The organism is Vibrio sp. 10N.261.46.E11, from assembly GCF_041472735.1.
GTDB lineage: Bacteria > Pseudomonadota > Gammaproteobacteria > Enterobacterales > Vibrionaceae > Vibrio.
In genome coordinates this window covers 1-22895 of sequence record NZ_JBFRQW010000028.1, presented here as the reverse complement: position 1 = coordinate 22895, position 22895 = coordinate 1, and the positions used below count along the sequence as shown (strand labels likewise).

The 22895-nt window shown below is 44.9% G+C and carries 19 protein-coding genes; 9 read left to right on the top strand and 10 right to left on the bottom strand.

Annotated elements, in window-relative coordinates:
* Positions 1-97: 97 nt before the first annotated feature.
* The 6 genes from AB4407_RS09760 to AB4407_RS09735 all read right to left on the bottom strand — a co-directional run bounded on the left by AB4407_RS09760 (position 98) and on the right by AB4407_RS09735 (position 4088).
* A complete protein-coding gene (locus tag AB4407_RS09760; RefSeq protein ID WP_372120416.1) occupies positions 98-673 on the bottom strand; it encodes a hypothetical protein in 576 nt (191 codons plus the stop codon).
* Entirely contained in the window at positions 634-816 is a 183-nt protein-coding gene (locus tag AB4407_RS09755) for a hypothetical protein (protein WP_372120415.1), read from the bottom strand. Before AB4407_RS09755 ends, AB4407_RS09760 begins: the two co-directional genes overlap by 40 nt.
* A 93-nt stretch (positions 817-909) precedes the next feature.
* Positions 910-1158 carry a hypothetical protein gene (locus tag AB4407_RS09750; RefSeq protein ID WP_372120414.1) on the bottom strand — a complete coding sequence of 83 codons (249 nt, stop codon included), beginning with the start codon at positions 1156-1158 and terminating at the stop codon, positions 910-912.
* 253 nt (positions 1159-1411) lie between these two features.
* Positions 1412-2443 (bottom strand): 2,3,4,5-tetrahydropyridine-2,6-dicarboxylate N-succinyltransferase, encoded by a 1032-nt coding sequence (gene dapD / locus AB4407_RS09745; protein WP_017110231.1) that lies wholly within the window; start codon positions 2441-2443, stop codon positions 1412-1414.
* Positions 2444-2808: 365 nt separating this feature from the next.
* Complete coding sequence (locus tag AB4407_RS09740; RefSeq protein WP_004735185.1) at positions 2809-3102, bottom strand: YebG family protein; 294 nt, start codon at positions 3100-3102, stop codon at positions 2809-2811.
* An 89-nt stretch (positions 3103-3191) separates the two neighbouring features.
* Positions 3192-4088: a LysR family transcriptional regulator gene (locus AB4407_RS09735; RefSeq protein ID WP_372120413.1), complete on the bottom strand. Its 897-nt coding sequence runs from the start codon at positions 4086-4088 to the stop codon at positions 3192-3194.
* A gap of 206 nt (positions 4089-4294) precedes the next feature.
* On the opposite strand from AB4407_RS09735, the gene AB4407_RS09730 reads away from it, so the two are divergent.
* The 5 genes from AB4407_RS09730 (at position 4295) to recD (ending at position 15192) form a co-directional block, all read left to right on the top strand.
* On the top strand, positions 4295-5245 hold the full coding sequence (locus tag AB4407_RS09730; protein ID WP_372120430.1) for a TDT family transporter: 951 nt from the start codon (positions 4295-4297) through the stop codon (positions 5243-5245).
* A 127-nt stretch (positions 5246-5372) separates the two neighbouring features.
* Entirely contained in the window at positions 5373-8849 is a 3477-nt protein-coding gene (gene recC / locus AB4407_RS09725) for an exodeoxyribonuclease V subunit gamma (RefSeq protein WP_372120412.1), read from the top strand.
* Positions 8850-9032 carry a hypothetical protein gene (locus tag AB4407_RS09720; protein WP_372120411.1) on the top strand — a complete coding sequence of 61 codons (183 nt, stop codon included), beginning with the start codon at positions 8850-8852 and terminating at the stop codon, positions 9030-9032.
* A 260-nt stretch (positions 9033-9292) separates the two neighbouring features.
* Positions 9293-12967 carry an exodeoxyribonuclease V subunit beta gene (recB, locus tag AB4407_RS09715; protein ID WP_372120410.1) on the top strand — a complete coding sequence of 1225 codons (3675 nt, stop codon included), beginning with the start codon at positions 9293-9295 and terminating at the stop codon, positions 12965-12967.
* Positions 12967-15192: an exodeoxyribonuclease V subunit alpha gene (gene recD, locus AB4407_RS09710; RefSeq protein WP_372120409.1), complete on the top strand. Its 2226-nt coding sequence runs from the start codon at positions 12967-12969 to the stop codon at positions 15190-15192. The genes recB and recD overlap by 1 nt, the downstream gene beginning before the upstream one ends.
* 101 nt (positions 15193-15293) lie before the next feature.
* On the opposite strand, the gene AB4407_RS09705 is transcribed toward recD, so the two are convergent.
* Together AB4407_RS09705 and argA are read right to left on the bottom strand one after the other, a co-directional pair.
* Complete coding sequence (locus AB4407_RS09705; RefSeq protein WP_009848356.1) at positions 15294-15485, bottom strand: hypothetical protein; 192 nt, start codon at positions 15483-15485, stop codon at positions 15294-15296.
* Positions 15486-15766: 281 nt separating this feature from the next.
* Positions 15767-17104, bottom strand: a complete 1338-nt coding sequence (gene argA / locus AB4407_RS09700; protein ID WP_372120408.1) for an amino-acid N-acetyltransferase — start codon at positions 17102-17104, stop codon at positions 15767-15769.
* Between the two features lie 161 nt (positions 17105-17265).
* Here argA and AB4407_RS09695 point away from each other — a divergent pair, with 161 nt between their 5' ends.
* From AB4407_RS09695 to csdE, 4 genes are all read left to right on the top strand, one after another.
* Positions 17266-17739, top strand: coding sequence for a DUF2850 domain-containing protein (locus tag AB4407_RS09695; protein ID WP_139684155.1), 474 nt, complete (start codon positions 17266-17268; stop codon positions 17737-17739).
* Positions 17740-17983: 244 nt separating this feature from the next.
* Complete coding sequence (gene mltA, locus AB4407_RS09690) at positions 17984-19096, top strand: murein transglycosylase A (RefSeq protein ID WP_009848359.1); 1113 nt, start codon at positions 17984-17986, stop codon at positions 19094-19096.
* 113 nt (positions 19097-19209) lie between these two features.
* Positions 19210-20019: a tRNA cyclic N6-threonylcarbamoyladenosine(37) synthase TcdA gene (gene tcdA / locus AB4407_RS09685; protein ID WP_017059899.1), complete on the top strand. Its 810-nt coding sequence runs from the start codon at positions 19210-19212 to the stop codon at positions 20017-20019.
* A gap of 73 nt (positions 20020-20092) precedes the next feature.
* Complete coding sequence (gene csdE, locus AB4407_RS09680; protein WP_372120407.1) at positions 20093-20521, top strand: cysteine desulfurase sulfur acceptor subunit CsdE; 429 nt, start codon at positions 20093-20095, stop codon at positions 20519-20521.
* An 83-nt stretch (positions 20522-20604) separates the two neighbouring features.
* Here the strand turns inward: csdE and csdA are convergent, their stop codons facing one another.
* Positions 20605-21816: a cysteine desulfurase CsdA gene (gene csdA / locus AB4407_RS09675; RefSeq protein WP_372120406.1), complete on the bottom strand. Its 1212-nt coding sequence runs from the start codon at positions 21814-21816 to the stop codon at positions 20605-20607.
* Positions 21817-21903: 87 nt separating this feature from the next.
* A complete protein-coding gene (gene panE / locus AB4407_RS09670; protein WP_372120405.1) occupies positions 21904-22797 on the bottom strand; it encodes a 2-dehydropantoate 2-reductase in 894 nt (297 codons plus the stop codon).
* Between the last annotated feature and the right edge of the window lie 98 nt (positions 22798-22895).

Sequence of the window (22895 nt, the reverse complement as noted above, 5' to 3'; positions counted from 1 at the left end):
GGACAAAAGCTTCTTACAACTTCATGGCATTGGCTCACTTTCGGGTAAGGTTAGGTAGGGCAAAAGTGATGACCTGCCCCTATCTTTCCTTATAAGATTATCTCACTGTATACACAATCTCACCATCCTTCTCGCTGAAGGAGAGTAACTCTTTTGAGACAGCCCTTGAGCAAACCTTTTTAGCTCTCCAATTTCCCCACTGTAAATTTCGCTGAACTTTAGCCACAGTAAAAGATTTGTTCAATCTATTATCTTGGATAAGCTCTGAAAGCTGTAAGTCGTCCTTATTCTTAACCTTTTCAATTGAGTTCTGTACCAACTGATTGTTTAACGCATAACTATAACCGCCAGAAGAGGGATGATTCAGAAAACAAACTTCAATTCCTTCTGGGATTGCTGGCAAGTTATCAGCCAACTCCTTACCAAGAACTATGATGACTTGCGGTTCAAGCCTTTGAATTACCTCTTGAAATGCCAACTCTGACTTCTTCCACATTTCACCAGACGGTCTAATTCTTGCACCTTCACCTACAATAGCTTGTATATAGTTATAAAAACTAACGTTTTCCCACAAAGCATATCGCTCATGTTCATTAAGATAGTCTGAGCTATTATAGTTGAGCAATGTTTTAGCTATTTTTGTAAAAAAGCTAATCGGTTTTCCTGACCCCACATTTTCACAACATCAACAGTGTAATCTTCATATTCATCTTCTTGTGAACCGTAGTGAGATTCACCAAGAACTAAGACTCTTGCACCGAACTTGTTTGTCGTGTAATTGCGCCCAACCCACGGTTTAAAAACGATATTTCCCATTATATTTCCCTACAGATTTTAAAATACCCCCTATAGGGGTTGGGAAACTGGTCTGGGGCGGATGAAATTTTGACGTCAATCACACTGTTGAAACTATTCCCAAGGAATATTTCCGTGTTTATCTCTGAAAGTAAAAGCAATAGCGTGATAAATGACAGGATCTTTTAGTTCCCAATGACGGTATGAAGCAGCTACGCCAGATGCCAAACTTCTATTATTGCCATACGCAGCACCTTTATCATCTAAAATGGCATTTAACGCAGTAAGGCTAATCGTGATTTTCTTTGAGTAAAGAGCGATTGCCAGCTCACCAATAAAATCGTAAATCTCTGTTTTTGTCATTTTTATTCCTTTCAATATCTAAAAAGCCATTCTGTCGGTATTCTTCCTTTAGCGTAATTGAAACGGTGAGGCTTTTCGACAGTTTGTCTCCCAAACCTCATTACGTTTTTGTTTTCTAAACATGCTTTGGAGCAATAACGAGCACAAAACACTAAAAAGCCGCTGGATTAAACCCCGGCGGCTTCGTATTTTCTAGCATCTAGCATCTAGCATCTAGCATCTAGCATCTAGCATCTAGCATCTAGCGTTTAGATTAGTTGTTGCTGTGTAGCTCGCTGTTCAGTTCAACTGCTGACTTGTTCGCTAGACATTCGATTTGACCTGTGATCGAGTTGCGACGGAACAGAAGATCAGAAACACCAGCTAGGTCGCGAGCTTTAATGATTTCTACTTCGTTGCCTTCTTTATCTAGCATGCGAACTTTAGTACCTGCAGTTACGTAAAGACCAGACTCAACCGTACAACGGTCGCCCATTGGGAAGCCAAGACCTGCGTTTGCACCTAGTAGGCAGTTTTCGCCGATAGAGATAACCATAGTACCGCCACCAGACAGAGTACCCATGATAGAAGCGCCGCCGCCGATGTCTGAACCGTTACCCACAACAACACCCGCAGAGATACGACCTTCAACCATGCTTACGCCAGTAGTACCCGCATTGAAGTTGATGAAACCTTCGTGCATTACTGTTGTGCCTTCGCCTACGTGTGCACCAAGACGAACACGAGAAGTGTCAGCGATACGAATACCTGTTGGTACCACGTAATCCACCATTTTAGGGAACTTGTCTACGCAATCTACAGACAGAGCACGACCCGCTAGGCGAGCTTCGATTTGACGCTCTGCTAACTCAGGAAGATCGATAGGGCCTTCGTTTGTCCATGCTATGTTGTGCAGTAGACCGAAGATGCCGTCTAGTACCGTACCGTGTGGTTGAACTAGGCGGTTAGAGATAAGTTGTAGCTTTAGGAAGCCTTCAGCAACTGATGCTGGCTTCTCGTCAGCCGCAAGAACAACAAGAACAAGAGGTTGCTCAGATGCTGCTGCTTTTTCTGCGAAAGATGCGTTTGCTGCATCGTCGTTTGCTGCGAATGCTTTCGCTAGTTCTGCGCTTTGTGCAGCAGAGATTTCGATAGCTTGGTTGCCTTCAGTGTAACCTGCAACTTCAGCCACAGCGGCTACAAGAGCATCGCTTGGGTTTAGAAGTGGGTTAGGGAAGAACGCTTCAATGATTTTATTGTCGCGGTTTTTGGTTGCCGTACCGAAGGCTAGTGAAAAGTAAGCCATGTTTAATCTCCATGTGTTGAGTCTTGATTTTGCTATTCCATCACAACGGGTCGAATAACGAACGCTGCTGTTAGCAAAGTTAATTTAATTGTGTTCATCATAAAGAGAGCGCCCTCGTTATGAAAGGGCGCATCGGGATAAAGTCTGTAAAATGATATTGCTTGTCTTTTGAGAGATGTTTTTCTGCAATGAGAAAGTTGGTGTGGATACATGTTATTGTGATGACAGGCGCACGGAGGGGCTGTGTTCATCGCCTATGATCGTATCCTCTCGTAGAGAAAAATGAATCCGATAAGTATAAAAAAACGCCAATAACGGGCTCTGATTAGAGACATTATTGACGTTTTTTAGAAAACTTCAGCTAATTAAGCGGCATCTTCTTCTGCGTCTTCAACTGCTTCAAGCTTCTTTTCTTTTTTCGGAGCTGGTTTACGCTTAGCACCTAATGCGTAAAGAACTTCTTCTTTGTTCTTCGCTAGGTACATAGCAAGCTCTTCTTGCTTGCCTTCATCTTCAACTAAATCGCTTTTGCTTAATAGTTCAAAAAGCTCATCAGCCATATCCAGCATTTTGTCGTATGCGTCAGCTTCGGCTTTAGAGGTAAAAGTCATTTTCTCTTCTCCGTTGCGTTCGACCACGTACTTGACGATAACAGCCATGGTTAATCCTCTAAGTTTGATAAAATTTCACTGGCTTTTTATACAGTTTCTGATGTTAAAAGTCCAGTTGGAGCCCGAACAATGCGTCCTCAATCTTGATGTGTAGCCCAGTCTTCACAATAACTCATGAAAGATTTCAGCAGTGGGCTCTGGTATTTGTCCTTGTGAACCAGCATCCAGAAACGTCGTTTCATGTCGAGTGGGACATCGAGTGCTTTCACTCGGCCTGAGTCAATTGCTCGTTGCGCAGCCAGCCGTGATAAACACGCGAATCCAAGATTGGCAGAAACAGAATTGATGATCGCCTCAGTCGTGTTGAGCTCAAAGGATTCATACCAATGTTCGATGCGTGGTGCGACGGCACGCAGGAAAAACTCGCGAGTGCCTGAACCAGACTCACGTAAAATCCAATGACTATCTTCTAAATCGCTTAAAATCACTTTTTCTTTTGAATTGAGAGGGTGTTGATTACTAACAATAATACACATTTCATCGCTACTGAACTGACTAGAGATCAACTCCGGATGGAGTGTTTTTCCTTCAATTAACGCGATATCCAGTTCATAATCCACCAACTTTTGGCAGATCAGCGCACTGTTTGAAATGAATAAGCTCTGATCTTGATGCTGAGTTAGCTCGCGAAAGCCAGACAGAATAAACGGTGCTACCTGATTACCAATCGTGTCACTCGCGCCAACCTTTAAATTGCCACTTAATGGTTGGTCATCTCGGAATAAAACATCGATGCCTGCGGCTCTGTGAAGAATCTCGTCAGCCAAAGGAAGTAGCTTTTGTCCTTCTTGATTGAGAATTAATCGGTTGTTGACCCGGTCAAATAGAGAGTGACCTAACTGTTTCTCCATTTCGCCTAGCGCCATGCTGACCGCGGCTTTAGACAGAAATAGCGCTTCTGATGCGGCGGTAAGCGTCGAATGCTGGGTAATAGTGACAAACATTTTGAGTTGTTTGATTGAAATATTAGCCATCAGGTTCCTAGTTTTGCGCTGCTGGTGGAAAGATATCGTTCAGTATTAATGAACACTTGTTATATATAATTGGATATTATTTAACGAGGCGCAAGCGTATTATGGCTTCAACAAGCTGATGAGTTCACAAGTTTAGTGAATTAAGTTTAAGAGAGGCTGACATGATTCAACGTATTAAATATAGCTTAACAGGAGCTCCAACACCCATGGCAGGGTTAGCACTCGCAATTGCAAGTTTAGGCTGGTGTTGGGATGGTGTTTTAGTCGCACAAGGTATTTTGCACACACCGGGTTTGGTGCAGTGGGTCAGTGCTGGTATTGCGGCTGTATTGCTTCTTGTTTTAGCTGTGAAATTCTTGATTCACGGCCACTTATTACGTGAAGACCTTGCTCACCCTGTTGTCGGCAGTGTGGTACCAACATTTGCGATGGGGTGTATGGTGGTGTCTGCTTCGTTGGCGCCAATCTCTCAATTCTTACAAGAAGCGATATGGTTGGCTTCTGTGGCTCTACACGTTGTGTTTCTAGTGAGCTTTTTGTACCAAAGAGCTAAAAACTTTGAGATTCACCACATGGTGCCAAGTTGGTTTGTGCCACCAATCGGTATTATCGTGGCAGACGTTTCTTTTTCAGGTAACCCGATCTTAGAACCCGTTGCTCACGCGACTTTAGTCTTTGGCTTATTGGTGTATGCCGTAATGCTACCTCTCATGATTTACCGTTTGATCTTCTCTCATGAAGTGCCTGACGCAGCAAAACCAACCATTGCGATTATGGCGGCACCAGCAAGTCTATCTTTAGCTGGCTACCTAACGGTGACGGCAAATCCTTCTCCAGTGATCATTGGTGTGCTATTTGGTATCGCGGTGTTGATGACGTTTATTATCTACATCGCGTTTTTCAAACTACTTCGTCTGCCATTCAGCCCGGGCTATGCGGCGTTTACATTCCCAATCGTGATTGGTGCAACGGCGCTATTCAAATTGGCGGCTTGGATGCAAGCACAAGGTATTGAAGCGCATTACATAAATCAAGTATTCGGCCTAGCGTATCTAGAATTGATTGTGGCAACGTTTGTGGTGGGTTATGTGGCGGTTCGTTATTACATGAATTACAAACCTCACCGTGTTCTAAGCGCGGTAGGCAGTAAATTGTAAGAAGCAATAGTTCAAAAGATAAACGGACCTTAAGTTTTCAGTATTTCATAAGCTTATATTCCTAATCCAAACTCGGCACTTATGCTAATCTGGCTTTATATTGTGGCAAGATTAGCGTGAGTGCACTTTGTTTACTGTTTACCATTCCAATAAAGTCGATACTTTAAAAATCCTTCTCGTTCACTTAATCAAAAGTGATCCTTTAGCCAACCCTTTCGAAAAAGAGCAGATCTTGGTTCAGAGCCCAGGTATGTCTCAATGGCTTAAGATGGAACTCGCCAAAGAGTTTGGTGTAGCAGCAAATATAGACTTTCCTCTTCCTGCAACCTTCATTTGGGATATGTTTACCCAAGTGCTTCCTGATGTACCTAAACGCAGTGCTTTTAACAAAGAAGCGATGACGTGGAAGTTGATGAGTTTGCTACCCGCTAAGCTTGACCACCCTGATTTCTTACCCCTGCAACGCTATCTTGAAAACGACGAGGATGATTCGAAGCTGTATCAATTGGCAGAGAAAATTGCCGATATCTTCGATGGTTACTTGGTGTATCGACCAGAGTGGATGGCGATGTGGGAAGCGGGAGAGCCCGTTGCTGAATTGGTCGATGGTGAAGGGCAGCAAGAGCACCCTTGGCAGCCCATTTTGTGGCAAGCACTCTATGAGCAAACTCTGTCTCAAGGCCAATCGAAATATCACCGTGGTAACTTGTATCACGACTTCATTGAAGCGTTAGCCAATCAACAAGGTCAACTGCAGCACCTACCTAAACGCTTGTTCGTGTTTGGTATTTCTTCGTTGCCTCCTCGTTATATGGATGCGCTGAAGGCTCTCGGTGAGCAGATTGATGTTCACTTAATGTTTACCAACCCTTGTCAGCATTACTGGGGCGACATCCGCGACCGTAAATACTTGGCAAGAGTGGAAGCGCAGCGTCGCAAGCAGTTTGCATTGGTTGATGGCTTTCCTCAGCTAGAGGGTGAAGTATCACCATTGAAAGATGGTATTGAAGCCAATATTGAAGACGAACTGCATACCAGCCAAGCGGTCGGCAATAGCTTACTTGCGTCTATGGGGAAGCTAGGCAGAGACAATTTGTTCTTGCTGTCTCAATCAGACAGCGAAGAGCATGAATTCTTTATCGATGTTGAGAGGGATAACCTGCTTCATCAACTGCAAGCCGATATTCTCCAGTTAGAAGAACACCAAGATGATCACATCTTAGATTCCAGCAACCACAAACAAGTGGTTGAGCTGGGCGATCGCTCGTTGACGGTACACGCTTGTCACAGCCCAATGCGTGAGGTTGAAGTTCTTCATGATCAGCTGTTAGCAATGTTTGATGCCAACCCGACTCTGAAACCACGCGATATCATCGTTATGGTGTCTGACATTAATGCTTATAGCCCAGCGATTCAGGCGGTATTTGGTAATGCACCGGGTGAGCGTTATATCCCTTACTCGATCTCTGATAGAACCGCAGACCAAGAAAGCCCAATTCTGACCGCTTTCATGCAATTGGTCGCGCTACCGAACACGCGCTGTTTAGCCTCTGAGTTGCTAGAGCTGTTAGAAATCCCTGCGATGATGGCACGCTTTGGTATTGACGAGTTTCAATTCGAGCAAGCTAAGCAATGGGTTGAAGAAGCGGGTATTCGTTGGGGTGTCGATGCTTCAACGGCGACAGAATTTGATCTACCTGCGACCGAGCAAAACACTTGGCTATTTGGCATTCAGCGCATGTTATTAGGATATGCGATGTCGGGCTCTGCGGGTTTGTTTGAAACTGAACACTCTCCGATTGCCGCTTATAACGAAGTTCAAGGCATTAATGCCGAACTTGCAGGTAAGTTAGCTCACTTTATCGATCGTATTGCCCATTACCGTCAACGTTTAACTGAAACACAATCTATCAATATGTGGCGTGAAACCTTACTGCAAATGATTGATGATTTCTTTGCGGTTGAGCTGGAAGGCGAGGTGGTGCTCAAATCGATTCGCGATGCACTTTCGCAACTGAACGAACAGCTTGATGATGCCTTGTATGAACAAGAACTGTCACCAAGCATTATCTACCAGTACCTCAATAATAAGTTATCTGGCGCGCGTATTAGCCAGCGATTCTTAGCTGGCCAAGTTAACTTTTGTACCTTGATGCCGATGCGTTCTATTCCGTTCAAAACCGTCTGTTTGTTAGGTATGAATGATGGTGTTTACCCTCGCTCAATGCCGCCAGAAGGTTTTGATCTAATGAACGGACGCACACGACCTGGCGATCGTTCTCGTCGTGATGATGACCGCTATCTATTCTTAGAAGCGATGTTGTCGGCACAAGAGTGTTTGTACATCAGCTATGTCGGCCGCTCGATTCAAGATAATACCGAGCGAGTGCCGTCGGTATTGGTTTCAGAGTTGATTGAATACTGCCAACAGAACTACTGCTTAAGTGAAGACCAAGCGTTGCCAAGCGATGATTCTGGTATCAACCTGACTCAAGCGATCAGCTTTGAACACACCATGACACCGTTCAGCCCTGCGGCGTTTACTCAAGGTGATGCAAGCCATGTGCTGAGCTACGCCAAAGAGTGGCTTCCTGCGGCTAATCGTTCTGGTGAACGCAGTGGTGAATTTAATCGTGCCTTGGATGACTATTTGCTTGGTGCGACTTATCCATTGGAGCTTGACCTAGTTGAACTGCAGCGTTTCTGGCGCTTACCAGTGCAATACTTCTTTAATCGCCGTCTAAAAGTGGTGTTTGAGCCACCGCTTCCGGTAATGGAGGACGATGAGCCGTTCGTGCTTAATGGTTTAGAGAGTTTCCAACTTAAGGATGCTTTGCTGCAGGTGTTGCTGGATAACCCTGAAAGGGCGGATGAAGCGGTTCGCTTGTTTGTCTCTGAGCAAAAAGCCCAAGGTCGATTACCGGTTGGCGCTTTTGGCGACATTGAATTTGAAACCAACCGAGTTCAAGCAGAAGACTTAGCCAAAGAGATTCGATTTGTAAGTGGGCAGCCACAGCAAGACCTTGAGGTAAATATTGAGTTTGACGTATTAGGAGAAGGGAAACCTGTTCGTTTGATGGGTTGGCTTACTCAAAATTATCAATCAGGTCTAGTGCGTTTTCGTAGCGGTAAAATACGCTCTCAAGATTATTTGGCAGCGTGGATTGATCATCTATGTTGTGCTGTGGTTGGACACGGGAAAACGACCCATATTATTGGCTACGACAGAAAAGAGGGCGTTGTTCACCAAACGCTACAACCTATCGGCGATGCGCAGCAAGCGAAGAGCTTGTTGGCTGAGTTAGTACGACTGTTTTATCAAGGCATGACAGCACCGCTACCTTACTTCCCGAAAACCGCATTGGCTGGCGTTGAAGCGGGTTTTAGCCGTGGTAAATGGGTCGATGACGAAGAAAAGTCACTTAAGAAAATGGCCGATACTTTTAATGATAGCTTCGCCTTTACCGGTGAGGGCAGAGACACCTACATCTCTCGAATTTGGCCTAAGTGGGATGATGAACTGGCTGCTGAGTCGCGTATGTATTCAACGCTTGTATTACAGGCGGCAAGGTTGGCGGCTGCCGATCTGGAAGATCAGGAGTAGGTGGTTGTGATCGGTAAGATCAATAGCGTGCGCGCTAAATTAATGAAAGACCAAAGAGAGTGGCTGGTAAACATTTGGGACGCTTACTTTCCAGGTGAAGGGAATCAAGGTGAAGGGAATCAAGGTGAAGAAAAGCAAGGTACAGGAAATAAAGTGGCCGCCAGTAAATCATTATTAGTGTAGGGCGTTCGCTGTACGGCCACAGGTCAGAGGGACCATTATTCTGTGGTTCAAAGTAACGCCGTAAAGTACAAAACTCGTACGCGCCCCTGAATTCGTGGGCGCATAGTAGCGAGGCGATCTGAATTGATCCGTGAGAGAGATCGCACTAACTATTAACAAATTAGCGTAGGACGTAAATTGAATGACGTTTTCCACGCTAGGTCACATTTATAGCAATAGTCACATTTTTAACAGACTCATCTATCAAAAGGCAGTAAGGCATGACGACCACAAGCAGTGTTCAGGTAATCACTCCACAGACACTCGATACCATGACGTTTCCACTTCATGGCGCGCGTTTAATTGAAGCATCAGCGGGTACGGGTAAAACATTTACCATCGCTGGCTTGTACTTGCGCCTACTGCTCGGGCACGGCACGGCTGCACCACAAGGTGATCTGACGGAAGCTACCCGACACCACGAGCCGTTAACCGTAGACCAAATTCTGGTGGTGACCTTTACCGAAGCGGCAACTGCAGAGCTGCGCGATCGTATCCGTGCGCGAATCCATGACGCTCGGATTGCGTTTGCTCGCGGGCAAAGTGATGACCCAGTGATTGCTCCTTTGTTGCAAGAGATCGAAGACCACGCTGGTGCTGCAAAAACACTGCTCAATGCGGAAAGGCAAATGGATGAAGCAGCGGTATACACCATTCACGGCTTCTGTCAGCGAATGTTGACTCAAAATGCCTTCGAGTCAGGAAGCCGATTTGATAATGAATTTGTGACCGATGAAAGCCATCTGAAAGCGCAAGTGGTTGCCGATTATTGGCGTAAACAGTTCTACCCATTGCCAATTCAACTGGCTGGTGAGGTTCGTAATATCTGGGGCTCACCCGCTGCATTGTTAGCTGACGTAAATCGTTATCTGACGGGTTCTCCATTGAAGTTAACCGTAGAAGCGATGTCGGGCGACCTGCAAACTCTGCACAACCAGAACCTAGACAAAGTGAAGCAACTTAAGGCGTTGTGGTGTGAGTCTGAAGCGGACTTTTTGGCTTTGATCTCTGGCTCGGATGTGAATAAACGCAGTTACACCAAGAAGTCGCTGCCGACATGGTTAGAAGCGGTGACGGCATGGGCGCAGAGCGACACCCATGACTATCAATACCCAGACAAATTAGAGAAGTTCTCGCAAGCCACTTTAATCGAGAAAACACCGAAAGGCACCGCACCTCAGCATGCCGTTTTCGAAGCGATTGAAGATTTCTTAAATTCTCCAGCAGATCTAAAAGCTCCATTGTTGGCGCACGCGATTACCCATTGTCGAACCATGTTAGCTAAGGCTAAACAGCAGAAACAGTGGCTATCGTTTGATGACTTGCTGACTCAGTTATCTGCATCGATTGATGTGGATGATCAATCACTGCTGGTGGAGAGAATCCGCACCTTATACCCAGTGGCGATGATCGATGAATTCCAAGATACCGATCCGCTGCAATACAGTATTTTTAGCCGAATCTACCTCGATAACCCGCAGTGTGGCTTGTTTATGATCGGTGACCCGAAGCAGGCTATCTATGGCTTCCGCGGCGCAGATATCTTTACCTATATCAAAGCGAGAAACCAAGTTAGTGCTCACTACACCTTAGGCACCAACTGGCGTTCGAGTGCAGATATGGTCAGCGCGGTAAACCAAGTGTTTATGAATTCGGATAGCCCGTTTATCTACGATCAAGACATTCCATTCTTACCCGTTGCTGCTAGCCCATCGGCTGATAAACGCCAATGGGTGATGAACGGAGAAACCCAGCATGCACTGACCTTTTGGCTACAAGAAGCGGAAGATAAGCCATTGCCGAAAGGCGAATATCACAAAGCCATGGCCGAGGCGACAGCGAGTCAAATTCAAACCATTCTGACCGCTTCTCAAAACCAGCAAGCCTATTTTGATAACGGTAAAAAACAACATGCCGTGAATGCGGGTGACATTGCTGTTTTGGTTCGAACCGGTAGTGAAGGTCGTCTGATCAAGAACGCGTTGTCTGAACAAGGCATTGCGAGCGTGTACTTGTCTAACCGAGATAGCGTGTTCACCAGCTTGGTCGCGCAAGATATTCAACGCCTATTGCAAGCGGTGCTGACACCTGAAAACGATCGTGCATTGCGCGCGAGTTTAGCGTCGGAATTGTTTGCTTTGGATGCCGCATCATTGGATGAACTCAACAACGATGAAGTGGTTTGGGAAAACGTCGTTAACGAATTTCGAGAATATCGTAAGTTGTGGCTACAGCGTGGCGTGTTGCCAATGTTACGCAGCGTGATCAGCAAACGACATCTCGCGGAACGCTTACTGGAAGAAGAAAATGGTGAGCGCTCACTCACTGATTTAATGCACATTGGCGAATTGCTGCAACAAGCTAGGCAAGAACTCGACAGCGACTATGGATTGCTGCGTTGGTTGGCAGAAGCGATATCAGATGCGCAAAATGGTTTAGGTGGCAGTGAAGACGACATTCAACGCCTTGAATCAGAGAGAAACTTAGTTCAAATCGTCACTATTCATAAATCGAAAGGTTTGGAATATGACTTAGTATTCCTGCCGTTCGTAGCGAGTTACCGAGAAGCGAGCGAAGGCAAATTCTACGACCATGATTCAGACACCACAGTGCTTGATATTACGGGTAGCGACAGTGCCTTAGCGCAAGCCGACAAAGAGCGATTGGCGGAAGACTTACGTTTGATTTACGTGGCGCTTACTCGTGCCGTTTACGGTTGTTTCATTGGTATGGCACCGCTACGTAAAGGGCGTTCAACTAAAGAGCCAACTGGCGTTCACTTAAGTGCGATGGGCTACTTGGTTCAAAACGGACAAGAGCAAGGCATCGCCGAGTTACATCAAGCTCTGTCAGCGATTGAGGGTAAGAATTCAAGCGTATTGCTGTCTGAAACACCAACCGCTCACGAGCAAGTGTTTATACAAACAGAGCAAGTGAGTGAAGACTTACATGCTAATGAACTCAAGGCTTCAATTGACCGAGCTTGGCGAATCACCAGTTACTCGGGGTTAGTAAAACAAGGCAGTCACGGCGCGAGCCATGACGCTACCATTGAGGTGTCTGGCTTCGATATTGACTCGGCAGATGAACAAGACGAGTCGGAATTGATTGAACCTGAACGTTCTATATTCACGTTCCCTCGTGGCGCTCGCCCTGGTACTTTCTTGCACACCTTGTTTGAGGATGTTGAATTTACTGAGCCAGCAACCAGTGAACACAACACGCAAGTAATCACCCACTTATTAGAGTCGGAGCAATATGAACTTGAGTGGTTACCTGTGCTTCAACAGCTGGTCGATACCGTTCTTAACACAGCATTAGATGGTAAAAACTTAAAGCTAAGCGAGAAAGGTTCGACACAAAGGTTAGTTGAGATGGAGTTCTTATTGCCGATCGAAGTGTTGGCGGCATCTGAATTGAATCAAACCATTCAGTACCATGATCCGCTATCAGCAAAAGCTGGCGACCTTGGCTTCCAAACCGTGCAAGGCATGTTGAAAGGCTTTATCGATTTGGTCTTTGAGCATCAAGGTAAATACTATGTGCTCGACTGGAAATCGAATCACTTAGGTGATGATGTTGCTGTCTACCATGGTGAGGCGTTGAAATCGGCGATGGCTGATCACCGTTACGATCTGCAATATCAAATCTATGCATTGGCTCTACACCGATTCTTACGCAGTCGCGTTGCCAATTACAGCTATGAACAACATTTTGGTGGGGTTTATTACTTGTTTTTAAGAGGAATGGACGGTCAATCTCAACAAGGTATTTTCTCGGCTAAACCTACATTGGCTTTGCTCGATGAAATGCATCAATTGATTGACGGTAAAGTGATAGACAGACGTTCAGCACAATTGAATGACAATGAAACTGGACAGATGGGGCTTCTATAATGACAACAACGACCACTAATACCAGCATAGAAACAGCGAATTCTGTTAAGCCAGTTTCACTTATCCCTGAGCAACTCATGGATGTATTAAAGTTCCTCGCTGATAAGGGCTCAATTCGTCAGCTGGATTATCAGTTTGCCCGTTTTATTGCTCAGCAAGCGACGAGTCATTCTCAAGAGATCGGCTTTCTTGCTGGGGTGGTGAGCCACGAATTAGGCAAGGGGCATATTTGTACTCAGCTTATACAGCAACATAAGGCAGGCCCTGAACAAACGGCAGATCTCGCTCAGTTACTTGGGTTGTACAGTGAAACGGCACTGCAATTGAACCAAAAACTGTTGGGGATTGATTGGGTGACTGTTCTGCAATCATCTAACCTCGTTGGCACAACCAATGACTGCGTTAAGCCGTTAATGTTTGATGGACAGCGTGTCTACTTACAGCGTTATTGGAACTATGAAGTTGTGTTGGCTGAAACGTTAAACCGTTTAAGTAAGCCAGTCGAGTTCAACTCTGAGCAGAAAAAATCGCTAACCGAAACATTGAATCAGTTATTCGCACGCAGTTATCACTTTTTGTTTAATGCCTTAGCCAAGGCTGAAGCAAACCAACAAACCTCCCAGGTGTTGCGTCAGCAGTTAGTGTGTGACCATCTAGATATCGTCGATGAACAGGCTTTGGATTGGGGTTCTATCGATCAAGTGATTGTTCAAGCCAAACAAGTGACCGATTTAGATGTGCTGGATAGTCTAGTGCCGTTATCTGTCTGTTTGAATTGGCAAAAGGTCGCGGCTGCGGTGGCGTTAAGTCGTCGCTTCGCGGTGATTTCTGGTGGGCCGGGTACCGGTAAAACGACTACGGTAACCAAATTACTATCGGCTATGGTTGAGCAATCACTCAGCCAAGGTAAAACACCGACGATCAAGCTGGTGGCACCGACAGGTAAAGCGGCCGCGCGTTTAACAGAGTCGATTGGTAAAGCGATTGAACAACTGCCTCTAGCGCCAGAAGTTAAGGCGAATATACCGACTGAATCGAGTACCTTACACAGACTGCTCGGCGCGATTCCTAATCGAGCGGAGTTTAGACACAACCGACGTAACCCACTTCACCTTGATATCTTGGTGGTGGATGAAGCATCGATGGTCGACTTATCCATGATGTATAAGCTGGTGGATGCACTCCCTGAACACGCAAGGCTTATTTTGCTTGGAGATAAAGATCAGCTCGCTTCAGTCGAGGCAGGTGCTGTGCTCGGTGATATCTGTTCATTCAACTCTGCTGGTTACAGCAGCGGGCAAGGTAACTTGATTGCGGAAATGACAGGCTTTGATGCGATAGCTAAACCCAGACAGGTCAAAACAGGATCAGCTAATCCTCCTGCGATTGCAGATAGCTTGTGTATGCTGCAGAAGAGTTACCGTTTTGATGCACGTTCAGGTATCGGGCAGTTGGCAAAAGCAATCAATAACGGTTCTGCTAATCAGGTCGATCAAGTGTTTGCGAAAGGGTTTGCGGATATTGAAAATCACCCTCTGTCGAGTGACAGCTATAACTTGATGCTACGTACTTTAGTTAATGAGTATGGTGCGTATCTGAACCGAATGAATGTGCCATTGGAAGAGCTAGAGACTCAAGAAGCGCGAGCTAAATCGGTTCTCGACCTGTTTAGTCAGTGTCGATTGCTGTGTTCCATTCGTGAAGGTGACTTTGGTGTTAAAGGCCTCAACCACAGAATCGAAAGGGCACTTGCTGCAAGACGCTTGGTGAATCCGCACAACGATGAATTGTGGTATCACGGGCGACCAGTAATGGTAACGCGCAATGATCATGGCTTGGGCTTATACAATGGTGATATTGGTATCTGTATGCTCGAAGCCGATTCAACGACTTTAGAGTCAAATAGTGCGAATTCCGCACCTCGACTGAAGGTGTATTTTGAGTTGCCCGATGGCAGTGTGAAAGCCGTACTACCAAGCCGAGTCCCCGATCATGAAACCGCGTATGCGATGACGATACACAAATCTCAGGGCAGCGAATTTGATCTGACCTTGATGATCTTACCGCCAGACTTCAGCCCTATTTTAACGCGAGAGCTTATCTATACGGGTATCACGCGTGCTAAGAAACGACTGATGATGTTCAGTGATACCAATGTTTTGAAGCGTGGTATTAAGGTAAAAACAGAGCGAGTGAGTGGTTTAGGAAGTCGATTAACCAACTGACAGTCGGTGGTTTTAGTTAAGGTGCTGCTGGAAGTAAAACTATGAAATAGCAGGGTAAACCGTATACACAAAGCAACCATCCGTGGTTGCTCTGAACGTTATCAGGAATCAGTACCCAAAAACGCTCGAGTAAACGATATGTGGTTTATCTTGTATTTTGGTTGGCAATTCAAAATAAACTCTTTTAGATTTTCGCTCACAGGGAACACGCAGTGTACGTCTAACCCTTCTAAGAATTGGTTATCAGCCATATCCCAAAAACTTTGCAGCGAGTTACAAACAATGGTTCTCATATCAATGTTGCTCTTTTGCTGTTTATATTAACGAGCAGACTGATGACTACTAGCATGCTGATCGTTAACGGGTATAGCAATCCGTGCAGTGACCACCTGAATGTCATAGATTAAACATTCGGCGGCATTCCAATAAAAACGCTTGTCGATATTCATAAAGCGTGCAAATTCTATACAATTATAGCTGTGAATGAAAGTGCATATTTAATAAATATCACATTGAAAACGATTACATTTGCAATAGATTCTTTATTAAAGTGAGATTTTACTCCAAATTTAATTTATACATTTAACGCTAAAATCTTGGAGTTCCTTTGATAGTTGTACAAACCTTGCTTTTCCATTGGTAATTCATCAACCGTTATTTCGTAAAATCCTTGTTCACGGAACCAATGAAGGCTATGTGTCGTTAGGACAAAAATCTGGTTGATATCGCGAGATTTGGATTGATGACGCATGTAATCCAGCAATAACTGCCCACGATTTCCATCACGGTAATCAGGGTGGATAGCCACACACGCCATCTCTGCCATATGATCTTCCGGATACGCGTAGAGTGCCGCACAGCCGATAATCAGCCCGTCCTTCTCAATAATGGTAAAGCGGTGGATCTCTTGTTCTAACTGCTCTCTTGAGCGACGTACGAGAATGCCTTGTTCTTCAAGAGGACGAATGAGGTCAAAGATGCCACCAATATCATCAATTTGAGCTTGTCTTACTTGTTCGGCACTCGCCATCACCACTTGGGTTCCAATACCATCAAAAGAGAACAGTTCTTGGATCAATGCGCCATCGACTTTGTAGCTGATTAAGTGACAACGGGGCACGCCTGCTCGGCAAGCTGAGATCGCTCCTTTTAAGAAGCGCAGTGTTCCGGTACTCATGTCTTCGGCGGGGTTCTGAGATTCCGTTAAGCGTTCAAGAATTTGCTTAGCGTCTTTAGGGAAGAGTTCGGCGAGTACATTACCATTTTCGTCGGTTACCCCTTGCTCCGAACAAAAGCCAATCAGTTTGTCGGCTTTTAAACGGATAGCAACTTGTGTCGCAACCTCTTCCGAAAGCAGGTTGAAGCTTTCGCCGGTGACTGAACTGGCAATAGGCCCAAGAAGGACGATGGAACCTTGGTCAAGGGTGCGATTGATCCCTTCGATGTCTATTCGACGAATGCGTCCGCTGTGGCAGTAATCCGTGCCATCATCGACGCCTAAGGGTTGAGCGGTAATGAAGTTACCACTCATCACATTGAGTTGAGTTCCTGCCATCGGGGTGTTATTTAAACTCATTGAAAGGCGAGCGGTGATCGCAAGTTGTAGTTGCCCAGCCGCCTGCATCGCGACACCTAAAGAATATTCATCTGTGACTCTAATATTTTTATGGTAAGGCGTATGACAATCTTGTTTTTCTAACAGTTGATTGATCTGTGGTCTTGCCCCATGAACGAGAACAATCTTAACCCCAAGGCTATGAAGTAGGGCTATATCATTAATAATATTACCAAAGTTTCTATCGGCAACGGCTTCACCTCCCAACATAATGACCATGGTTTTCCCACGGTGAGCATTTACATAAGGGGTCGATTGCCTAAAGCCTTTGACTAGCGCCGTACTTCTTAATTTCACAGAATAAGTCTTCCTTGTTTATTTATTCGATAATTTAGCATTTAAATTCAAATCTGAACAACAACTTTTTGGAATGAAGCGCAAACTATTCTCATCTAGGCTTCGTTTTATAAACTGTCTCAGTGTACAATGCGTACAGCATCCTTATGAGTCGTAAACGAATGCAAAAAAATCCAGCAAGAAAGAGTAAGATTGATGAGATCGCTAGAGGTCTCTACAGTGGAGCAGAGCAGCGCAACAAACCTAAATTGAGACGGAAGGTCATTGAACGCAGTTTAATGGTTTTAGCTTTGGTGGGTTCGTTTGCCGTAGCTTCCTTGTTTGCCGATGTGTTTTATAGAGTGCAAGATGCGATAACGCCTAATAGTCAAATATATGGAACTTGGGTAGAGCAAGATGTCGCTCGTTATGCTGCGGATGAGTTTGTGCTGAGTGAAAATGGTGTGTCAGTGCGAGGCTCTGTTGTGTCGACTCATTTTGATTTCGATGGTAAGTACTTCGAATATAAGGCCGGCAATAAAACGTATCACTTCCGCATAACGAATTCTGATAAGACAGAAATGATGCTTGTATCGGATAATCACTATAATCCAGTCTTTCGTCTTAAAGGTCATATCGATAACTCAGTTCGATAGGTTATCTTATACCAATCGTAGTAAATAATTGGTCACCCTAGCTTGTTAAAAAACTCGATAACTTCGTTAGAATTTTTGATTGTAGAATAACTACTTATCAAAAAGATCTGCCTTGTTCTCAAGATTTTTTCCTACGCTATTTTTAATCACTTACTTACTGTGATTGGTATTATTGTAAACATTTACAATCTAAGATTGTGTTATCTGATCGTTTTTGTCATCCTCGATGCATAGAATATTTAGGATGACTCTTGTGATTAAAAAATGGCTTCCCCTTGTTGCTGCCTCTTTCTTATTTGGCTGTGCTCAACCCACTGATCTTGCCCAACAACACCTTGATGGTGAATTTCCCCGAACCTTAAATAAGGTCGATTTGGTTGAATCTAATAAACCAAGAGACTTCACCGCATTTGCAGAGCAAGCTGAGATGGTGGTTTCTAAATCCCCTTCGATGGCTAAAATCTATGAGCCGCTTTATCAGCAACTCAATGAATGGGCGGTGCTGAGTGGAGAGCCAAGCGAACTCGCTAATTTTGGCGTTCAAACAGCTCAATTAGGTGGTGGCGATAAGCAAGGCAATGTTTTGTTTACGGGGTACTTTTCTCCTGTAATGGAATTGCGACATGAAGCAAACGAAGAATATCGATTCCCTGTTTATGGGCTTCCAGAGTGTGATAAAGAGTGTCCTACACGCGAAGAGATCTACAACGGTGCATTAGAAGGCCAAGGTCTTGAGTTAGGTTACTCTGCAAACCGTATCGACCCATTTATGATGGAAGTACAGGGCAGCGGCTTTGTGCATTTCGGAGATGATGACACGCTGCAATATTTTGCATACGCGGGTAAGAACAACAAAGCTTACGTGAGTATCGGCCGTGTTTTGATCGAGCGAGGTTTAGTGCCACGCGAAAAAATGTCATTGAAAGCAATCAAAGAGTGGGTATTGGCAAATGATCCTGAAGTGGTAAAAGAGCTGCTTGAGCAAAACCCATCTTTCGTTTTCTTTAGCGCGAGAGATGATCTATCCGTAATGGGCAGCGCCGGTATTCCTCTATTACCGATGGCGGCAGTTGCGGGTGATCGTTCGATCTTACCTATGGGTACACCTATTTTGGCTGAGGTTCCATTGTTGAATGCCGATGGCACGTGGAGCGGCGCTCATCAACTAAGACTGTTACTGGTTTTGGATACGGGTGGTGCGGTTAAGCAAAACCATTTGGATCTCTATCATGGTATGGGCCCACGAGCAGGTACTGAAGCAGGCCATTACAAGCATTTTGGTCGGGTGTGGAAACTTGGCTTAGATGGCAGTGCGACTGAAGCGCCTTGGGCTTTACCACCTGAAAAGGTCGAGTAAGCGGCAATAAAATAGGGCATTGAAAGCGAATCGCTAATCCCCTAGACTTTTAATTCAAGAGTGCGTATAAAACGCACTCTTTTCTTTTTCTCAGAAATAAATTGGCGGCAACAATGCGTGAATTGACCACTCCAGCTTCAGAAAACTATGACCAACGATTTGGTGGCACTCGTCGCTTATATGGCAATAGTGAAGTCGACATACTTAGAGCGGCACACGTGTGTGTTATCGGTATTGGCGGTGTAGGTTCGTGGGCTGTTGAAGCGCTTGCTCGTACCGGTTTAGGTGAGCTGACTTTGATCGATATGGATGATGTGTGCGTGACTAACATCAACCGTCAGATCCATGCTATGTCTGGCACGGTTGGTAAGAGCAAAATCGAAGTGATGGCGGAGCGCGTCAAACTGATTAACCCTGAGTGTAAAGTGAACCTGATTGACGATTTTATTGGCCCTGATAATCAGGCTGAATATCTATCGAAAGAGTTCGATTTTGTGTTAGATGCGATTGATAGCATGAAAGCTAAGGCTTCATTGCTTGCGTATTGCCGTAGTAACAAAATCAAAGTGATCACTACCGGTGGTGCTGGTGGTCAAATCGATCCGACTCAAATCAAAGTGGCTGATCTGACCAAGACGATTCAAGATCCGCTCGCGAAGAAACTAAAAGACACTTTGCGTCGTCATCATAATTTCCCTAAGAACCCAGCGCGTAAGTTTGGTATCGATTGTGTGTTCTCGACTGAGCAACTGAAATACCCTCAAGCCGACGGCAGTGTATGTGCTGCGAAAGCAACAGCGGAAGGTCCAAAACGCATGGACTGTGCGACGGGTTTTGGTGCGGCAACGGTTGTAACGGCTACATTTGGTTTTGTGGCTGTTTCGCGTATTGTCGAAAAGTTGATTCAAAAGCACGCTAAGTAGTTCTCTATTATCTGCTTTACAGCACTAAACCTTTGTCACCTGTACATTTAGTCATAATCTATTGGATATTAAAATGATGTCATTCCCAAGCTCTCCATTTGGTACTGAAATTACCAGTGATGATATTGTCGCGAAAATGCAGACATTTAACGGTTGGGAAGATCGTTATCGCCAAGTGATTCAATGGGGTAAAAAACTGCCAACTATGCCTGATGAACTGAAAAGTGAGCAGGTGATTGTCTCTGGCTGTGAAAGCCAAGTGTGGTTAGTTTCTCAAAATATCGACGGTATTTGGCACTTTTGTGCGGATTCTGATGCGCGTATCGTGCGCGGTCTGATTGCATTAGTGATGGCTGCGTACGACGGTAAAACATCAGAGCAGGTTCAAGCATTTGATATTGATGGTTACTTTGAAAACATCGGTTTAATCACCCACCTAAGCCCATCTCGCGGTAATGGATTAAAAGCGATTGTTGCTCAAATCCAAGAGCTAAGTGCTTAATATCTCTTAGATACATAGAAACGAAAAGGGTTGACGCTACAGGTCAACCCTAAATAATTTCGCTACTCGTTATTCTTTACTATCTATAGCATATCAACGGCTTTTTCTATCGCCGCAATGAGCTTTTCAACATCATCCAGATTGTTATAAATACCAAATGAAATACGAACCGTTCCTTTCACATTAAGTGCATCCATTAATGGGTGAGCACAATGATGTCCTGCACGTACTGCGATACCTTGTTGATCCAACAGGGTTGCAATATCTTGGTGGTGAACGCCATCCATCACAAAAGTAATCACACTTGCGTTGGGTTGATACCCCAAAACCTGAATATCATCCAGCTGACTAAGTGCAAGGTAGGTCTCGTGCTGTAGTTGGTGGATATGATTTTCGACATCTTGCTGTGCAAAACCACTTAACCATTTTATTGCGGCGCTTAATGCTATGGCTCCTGCCACATTTGGCGTACCCGCTTCGAATTTCCCAGGCAGTTCAGAAAAAGTGGTGCCAGAGAAAGACACGCGTTCAACCATCTTGCCACCACCATGCCAAGGTGGCATCGCTTGGAGCAATTCTAGTTTGCCGTAAAGTACACCGATGCCTGCAGGGGCGTAGAGCTTGTGCCCTGAGAAAACGTAGAAATCCGCATCTAAAGCAGTAACATTTACAGATTCATGAACAATACCTTGCGCGCCATCGACCACAACAATCGCATTCATCTTGTGAGCTTTCTCGATCACTTCTTCAATCGGTTGACGAGAACCAGTCACATTAGTTATCTGAGCCAGAGCAACAATCTTGGTTCGCTCATTCAACAGAGCGTCAAAGGCTTCAAGATCAAACACGCAGTCCGATGTCATCGGTACTTTTACGACTTTCGCTCCGGTTTGTTCTGCCACAATTTGCCAAGGAACAATGTTAGCGTGATGCTCCATCTCACTGACTAATATCTCATCACCAGGTTGAAGCGTGCTTCTTGCGTACGTTTGAGCTATCAGGTTGAGAGCTTCGGTTGCACCACGAGTCCAAATGATCTCTTTTGAAGAAGCCGCGCCAATAAATTGAGCGACTTTGTCTCTGGCTGCTTCAAACTGACTGGTCGCGTTCGCGGTTAAGCTGTGGCTGCCTCGGTGAACATTGGCATTTTGTTTGGAGTAATATTGGCTAATAGCATCAATAACTACCTGAGGCTTTTGTGTCGTTGCCGCGCTGTCTAAATAAATCAACGACTGTTGATTGATGGTTTGTGATAGCGCAGGGAACTGCTCTCGGATGTGATTGATATCAAGCATCTATTCTTACCTAAAATCTTGGAAATTGGTGCTAGCGTTATGCTGAGCGGTATTGTTATTTTATCGCGACTTGTTAACCGTTGCTGACTAATCTTGATGATCCCAGCTATTTTCTCGCTCTTTAACCTGAGTAAACAGCTTTTGGTTAGCGGGAACTTTGATTTGATGCTTAAGTGCTGTCTTTATCAGGTGCCCGGTAATGAAGTCTATCTCTGTCTTGCGCTGGAAAAATATATCTTGCTTCATGGATGAGTTGTTCTGCGCCGTGGCTTGGATAACCTGTTTGACGCTTGCTTCCAATTCATCGGATGAACAAGCGATCCCTTCGGCTTGCATGACTTGCGTTAGCTCTTTAATGATAGAACTCAAAATATCCTCAAACCTTTTATCTGCAAGTTCGCCATTCTTGATTTGCTCCAGCCCAGTGAGTGGGTTGATAGCACAATTGATGGCGAGCTTAGTCCATAGTGCTGTTTTTATTTCTGAATTCCAACTCACGGCAGGTAAGGCATGTTCCAACACATCAACTAAAAAAGTGCACTGTTGACCCTTGAGGTTAAAAGCACCCAATTGAGTTTGGCCGATTCCTGTGTGGGATACATTGTTGCGATTGGGTTTAAATGCAGCCTGGGTGGTGGTCGCCAATATTACCGGGTGAGAGTCAATTTGAGCCGCTATCTGATCGACGGCTCCCATACCGTTGTGCATGAACATGAGGATGGTGTCAGAGTCTAGATATTGAAGTAACGGAGTGGTGGCTTCTTCTACTTGCCAAGCTTTGACCGTGAAAATAATCAAATCACTCGCTGATAGCTTTTCGATATTGTTGTTACTGAAGGAAAGTGAAGCTTGTCCATCAAGTGATAAGTCAATTGAGTGATCCGTGGAACGACTCCACAAAGCCACATTATGGCCAGATTGAAGTAGTTTTATCGCCCATAAAGAGCCGATAGCCCCTGGCCCAACAATAGTGATGTTCACAGCAATACCGAGATAAGAAAGTGGTGCTGCAAGGATAACGAGGCATTAAATGAAAGCAATAAAAAATGGCACCTGAGGGTTAATGCCGTTCACTTAAG

Excerpts from the sequence above, each read along its gene's own strand:
- AB4407_RS09750 (WP_372120414.1), bottom strand. The coding sequence starts at position 1,158 with ATGACAAAAACAGAGATTTACGATTTTATTGGTGAGCTGGCAATCGCT.
- recD (WP_372120409.1), top strand. The coding sequence starts at position 12,967 with ATGACAACAACGACCACTAATACCAGCATAGAAACAGCGAATTCTGTT.
- recB (WP_372120410.1), top strand. The coding sequence starts at position 9,293 with ATGACGACCACAAGCAGTGTTCAGGTAATCACTCCACAGACACTCGAT.
- tcdA (WP_017059899.1), top strand. The coding sequence starts at position 19,210 with ATGCGTGAATTGACCACTCCAGCTTCAGAAAACTATGACCAACGATTT.
- AB4407_RS09695 (WP_139684155.1), top strand. The coding sequence starts at position 17,266 with ATGCAAAAAAATCCAGCAAGAAAGAGTAAGATTGATGAGATCGCTAGA.
- AB4407_RS09755 (WP_372120415.1), bottom strand. The coding sequence starts at position 816 with ATGGGAAATATCGTTTTTAAACCGTGGGTTGGGCGCAATTACACGACA.
- dapD (WP_017110231.1), bottom strand. The coding sequence starts at position 2,443 with ATGGCTTACTTTTCACTAGCCTTCGGTACGGCAACCAAAAACCGCGAC.
- AB4407_RS09735 (WP_372120413.1), bottom strand. The coding sequence starts at position 4,088 with ATGGCTAATATTTCAATCAAACAACTCAAAATGTTTGTCACTATTACC.
- csdE (WP_372120407.1), top strand. The coding sequence starts at position 20,093 with ATGATGTCATTCCCAAGCTCTCCATTTGGTACTGAAATTACCAGTGAT.
- AB4407_RS09705 (WP_009848356.1), bottom strand. The coding sequence starts at position 15,485 with ATGAGAACCATTGTTTGTAACTCGCTGCAAAGTTTTTGGGATATGGCT.
- AB4407_RS09740 (WP_004735185.1), bottom strand. The coding sequence starts at position 3,102 with ATGGCTGTTATCGTCAAGTACGTGGTCGAACGCAACGGAGAAGAGAAA.
- AB4407_RS09730 (WP_372120430.1), top strand. The coding sequence starts at position 4,295 with ATGGCAGGGTTAGCACTCGCAATTGCAAGTTTAGGCTGGTGTTGGGAT.
- csdA (WP_372120406.1), bottom strand. The coding sequence starts at position 21,816 with ATGCTTGATATCAATCACATCCGAGAGCAGTTCCCTGCGCTATCACAA.
- mltA (WP_009848359.1), top strand. The coding sequence starts at position 17,984 with ATGACTCTTGTGATTAAAAAATGGCTTCCCCTTGTTGCTGCCTCTTTC.